General features: G+C 75.1%; 4 protein-coding genes. 1 reads left to right on the forward strand and 3 read right to left on the reverse strand.

What is annotated here, in order from left to right:
* Positions 1–156 precede the first annotated feature (156 nt).
* Positions 157–549, reverse strand: coding sequence for an MFS transporter (locus ABZ914_RS40100; RefSeq protein WP_500199788.1), 393 nt, complete (start codon positions 547–549; stop codon positions 157–159).
* A 74-nt stretch (positions 550–623) separates the two neighbouring features.
* Positions 624–1,823 carry an RNA-guided endonuclease InsQ/TnpB family protein gene (locus ABZ914_RS40105; protein WP_500199789.1) on the reverse strand — a complete coding sequence of 400 codons (1,200 nt, stop codon included), beginning with the start codon at positions 1,821–1,823 and terminating at the stop codon, positions 624–626.
* Positions 1,824–2,080: 257 nt separating this feature from the next.
* On the opposite strand from ABZ914_RS40105, the gene ABZ914_RS40110 reads away from it, so the two are divergent.
* The gene (locus ABZ914_RS40110) at positions 2,081–2,593 is read left to right on the forward strand and encodes an Lrp/AsnC family transcriptional regulator (RefSeq protein ID WP_500199791.1); all 513 of its coding nucleotides are present in this window, start codon (positions 2,081–2,083) and stop codon (positions 2,591–2,593) included.
* Here the strand turns inward: ABZ914_RS40110 and ABZ914_RS40115 are convergent.
* The coding region (locus ABZ914_RS40115) for an ATP-binding protein (protein WP_500199792.1) at positions 2,594–4,880 on the reverse strand (2,287 nt) is incomplete at its 5' end. It lies immediately after the preceding gene.

Here is a 4,880-nt window from a genome sequence, read left to right on the forward strand (position 1 = left end):
TCAACCCCCCGCCAGGGTGGGGGGCGTGTTCCCCCCACCCCCACCGCCCCCCTCAAACCCCCCCAACCACCGCCGGGCAGGCCCGCTGCGCTCGCTGCACTCGCTCCGCGTGCCTGCCCGTGGCGGGGGCTGGGGTCTGGCCTTCCGTAAGGGTGTTCAGCCGGCTATATCGGCGTTTTCGGCTTGGGGGGTCTTGGGGCGGGGGCGGTTGAGGGCGGTTGTGGCCAGGGCGGCGGCGGTGAGGCTGGTGAGCGCGGCGGCCAGGTAGACGTGGTCGAGGCCTGCGGCGGTGTCGGGCTGGGCGTTCTGGAACAGGACGCCCAGGGCGGCGACGCCGAGGGTCTGACCCAGTTGGCGGAACGTGGTCATCGCCCCGGCGGCCGTCCCTCGCCGCTCCGGCGGCGCGGCCGTCAGGACCGCGGCGCCCATCGCGGGGATCATCAGGCCGACGCCCGCGCCGGTCACGATCAGCCCGAGCGTGATCGAGGACGCGCCGGAGCCGGCGTCCAGGTGCGCCTGCAGCGCGCAGCCGAGGCCGCTGAGCAGCACAACCGCGCGCGATCGTGGTGTCCACGTTGACGTCCTCCCCGCCTGAAGGTTTGGGGGATTCCAACCCGGTCCCGCTATACAGAGAGGAGAGTGGGTTGAGGTTCGCGGTTCATGGGCCGGGCCGATGCCCCGCCTCCCCGCGCAGCCACCGTGCGCCCAACGGCGGTGTCTCTGATGTTGCATGCGGCGTTGACATCGGCATTGGCGCACCACCCGCAGGCGACGCACCGAAACACCGCTTGGCTCTTGCGGTTGTCCGGTGCGCGGTGCCCGCAGGCATTGCAGGTCTGCGACGTGTACGCCGGGTCGACCCGGACCAGGCGTCCCGGGGCCTTGTGCTCCAGCCGGCTGACGAGTAGGCCCCACCCGTTGGCGAGGATGCCCCGGTTGAGCCCAGCCTTGGCACGGACGCCGACGCCGGGGGCGTCGACGGTGCCGCGCGCCGACCGAGTCAACCCGACGATGTTCAGGTTCTCGACGGCGATGATGTCGAAGCGGGACGCCAGGTCGGTACTGGTCTTCTCGACCCAGTCCTTGCGGCGGTCGCTCTCACGGGCTTTGAGGCGGGCAATGGCGGCTCTGAGGCGGGCGCGTCGGTTCGAGCCCTCACGGGCGCGGGCAAAGCGGCGCAGCAGCCGGTCCAAGCGCTTGGCCTCGGCGGTGGTCAGGCCGGGAACGGTAAGGGTCTCGCCAGTGGACAGCGCGGCGCTGATCGCCACGCCCCGGTCGACGCCGACCGCCTCACGGTTGCCGGGCGCGGGCACCGGCTCGGGCACGTGCGCGAACGCAACGTGCCACCGGCCAGCGCGGTCCCGGGTCACCCGGAACGACTTCACCCCGGCGGGAACGGGACGGGACAGTCGGAACCTCACCCACCCGACCTTCGGGACCCGCACCTCACCGATGCGGCGCGACAGCCGCCGCACGCCCCATGCACGGCCACGAGCCCCGACGATCCGGAACCCCTCATGCAGCCCCGCCTTGCGCCATGTGGGGCGCCGGTGTGTGCCGCCGAAGAAGTTCTCCATCGCTTGGGCGAAGTCCTTGAGCGCTTGCTGCTGCACCGTCTGCGACCCGGCCGCCAGCCACGGGTTGGCGGCGCGAGCCTCAGTCAACTGGCGGGCTTGAGCGACATAGCCTGGCGCGGGGCCTCGGCGAATCGTCCACCACGCATGCTGCTCCACGGCCAGGTTCCACACGAACCGGGCGTGCCTGCAGTGCTCCAGCAGCCCCGCCTCCTGGGCAGGGGTCGGGCACAGCCGGTACCGGGACATGCGCCGCAACATACCGACCGCCACTGACAAACCCAGAAGCGCACCGTGCCGGGGCGCTCGCGGCGCGCGACGACACCTCGTTCGTCCACCTGCTGTCCGGCGGCGCGGAGATCTCGTGCAACACGCAGACGCGGTCGGCGGACGAGCGCGACGCCCTGCTGCTGGAGAAGCTGCCCCGCACCCGCCGCGTCATCGGCGTCTCCGCGCACCTGCTGCTGCGGAGCTATGCGCTGCCCGGCACCTGGCTCGGCCCGGCGGTGCTGTCGGAGGACCAGGCCGCCCGGCTCCGGCCGCCCGCGCCCGACGACGCGGCGCAGCCCGTCGAGGTGGGCGACGCCGACCGGGCGCTGCTCGCCGCCCTCGCCGCCGACGGCCGGGCGGGCCACGCCGAGCTGGCCAGGGCGACGGGCTGGTCGGAGTCCACGGTGAGGCGCCGCGCCGAGGCCCTGCGCGGCGCGGGCGTCCTGCAGTACCAGGTCGACATCGAACCGGCCCGGCTCGGCTTCCACGCCGAGGCGCGGCTGTGGACGTCGGTGCGGCCGTCGGCGCTGCAGGACGTCGCGACCGCGATGGCCGCGCATCCGGAGGTGTCGTTCGTCGCGCTCACCACCGGCCCGACGAACCTGGTCGCGGTCGTGAACTGCCGCGACACCGAGGACCTCGCGCGCTACCTCACCGAGCGGGTCGCCCCGCTCGACGGCATCGCCACGATGGAGACGGCACCGGTGATCCGCACCGTGAAGCGCGCTGGCCCGCCGCTGCGCCTCTGATCAGCCGGCGGCGCTGCCGGCACCGGGCGGCCGCGTCATGGTCGGCCGGGGCGGTGCGTCCAGGCCGAACTCGGAGAGGACGTCCTCCAGCGCGCGGGCGAGGCCGCGCTCGTAGGCCGCCGTGAAGGCGTCCGCTCCGAGGTCCGCGCGGACGGCGGCCTCGATGGCCAGCACGTCCGGCTGCGACAGGTCGCGCGTGCCGCGCAGGGCGTCGCCGGTGCCGAGCAGCACGGCGGCCCGCTCGGGATCGCCCAGCAGGCGGCACCGCTCGGCCAGGCCCGCCAGCACGTACGCCAGGATCGGGTGGTCCTGGGCCTGCGCGGCGCCGCGCAGCGCCTCGTGCAGGCGGGCGGACGCGTCGTCCATCGCCCCCATCGCCATGTCGAGCTGCCCGCGCGAGCACAGCACCATCGCCCGGAACTGCTGCGGGCCGGGGAGGCCCTCGGTGAGCTCCTCGGCGAGGGCCAGCCTGCGCCGGGCCTCCGCCTCCTCGCCGGAGCGGCGGGCGAACTCGCCGAGCTGGTAGTGGAGCGCCGCGACCTCCTCGGGACGGCGGAGCGGGACGCCATCCAGCAGCGCCGCCTCCAGCGCGGCGTGCAGCAGCTCCTCCGCCCGGTCGCGCTCGCCGATCAGGTCCAGCTCGTTGGCCAGCTTCATGTGCACGTGGACGAGTGCGACGGTGCCGCCGCCCAGTTCGGCGTTCAGCCGCAGCGCCTCCTCGTGCAGCGCGACGGCCGTGCGGTGGTCGCCGCGCCGGCCGACGACCTCCGCCCGGGCGCTGAGCGCGAACGACAGCCCCCAGCGGTCGCCGGCCTCGCGGAACGCGGCGAGCGAGCGGCCGAAGTCGTCGTCCAGCCGCTCGATCCAGCCGAAGTTGAGGGCGATCTGCCCGCGGATGTAGTGGGCCAGCCCCCGCACCCACGGGTCGGGATCGAGCAGGAGCGGCTCGACGGCGCTCGGTTCGGGGTGGTTCCAGCCCGACTCGTACAGCTCCAGGGTCGTCAGCATGAGCCGCAGGCCGGGGTGCAGGGCGGCGGGATCCGCGCCGGCGCAGAGGTCGCGGGCCCGGGCGAGCCAGTCGATCACGAGCACGTGGTCGCCGACGGCCTGGTTGTCCAGCGAGGTCATCGCGCCCATGGCGAGAGCGCGGGCGGTGACGGTGTCGGCGGGCACGTCCGGCAGCTCCAGGATCCGCACCAGATGGTCGGCCCCGTCGCGCAGCCGGCCGTTGAGGAACCAGTACCAGCCGAGGGCGGCGCAGAACCGGACGGCGGTGGCCGCGTCCCCGGTGGAGATCGTCCAGCGCAGCGCGGCCGAGATGTTGTCGTGCTCGGCGGTGAGGCGGCGCAGCCATTCGAGCTGCTCGGCCCGGTACAGGTGCGGCTCCGCCTCCTCGGCCAGCCGGACGAGATGGTCGGCGTGCGCGCGCCGGACGGCCTGCTCCTCGCCCGCCTCGGCCAGCCGCTCCATCCCGTAGGCGCGGATCGTCTCCAGCATCCGGTAGCGCGGCTCGCCGTCCGCGCCCGCGACGGTGACCAGGGACTTGTCGACCAGCGCGGCCAGGGCGTCCAGGACGGCGGCGCGGTCGAGGCCCGGCCCGGCGCACACCTGCTCGGCGGCCTCCAGCGTGGCGCCGCCGGGGAAGGCGGCCAGCCGGCGGCACAGCGCGCGTTCCGGCTCGTCCAGCAGGTCCCAGCTCCACTCGACGACGGCCCGCAGGGTCCGGTGCCGGGGCAGGGCGGTGCGGCTGCCCGCGCTGAGCAGCCGGAACCGGTCGTCGAGCCGCGTCGCGACCTGCGCGGGTGTCAGCGCCCGCATGCGGGCGGCGGCGAGTTCGATCGCCAGCGGGACGCCGTCGAGGGCCCGGCAGATCCGCACGACGGCGGCGACGTTGGCGCCGGTGACGGCGAACCCGGGCGCGACGGCGGCGGCGCGGTCGGCGAACAGCCGGACGGCGGGCCGGGCGAGCGCGTCCTCCGGGGAGGCGGACGGCGGCGGCGCCTCCAGCGGCCCGACGGGCCAGAGCGTCTCGCCGGTGATGCCGAGCGGTTCGCGGCTGGTCGCCATGATCCGGACGCCGGGGCAGCCGGCCAGGACCCGGTCGGCGAGCCGGGCGGCGGCGTCGAGGAGGTGCTCGCAGTTGTCGAGGACCAGCAGCATGCGCCGGCCCGACAGGGCGGTGACGACCCGGTCCAGGGGGTCGGGCGGCGCGGCGCGCCGGGCGGGCATCGGCTGCGGCGCCTCGCGCAGCCCGAGCGCGGTGAGGACGGCGGCGGGCACCTCCTCC

This window comes from Spirillospora sp. NPDC046719 (assembly GCF_040645715.1).
Lineage (GTDB): Bacteria > Actinomycetota > Actinomycetes > Streptosporangiales > Streptosporangiaceae > Spirillospora.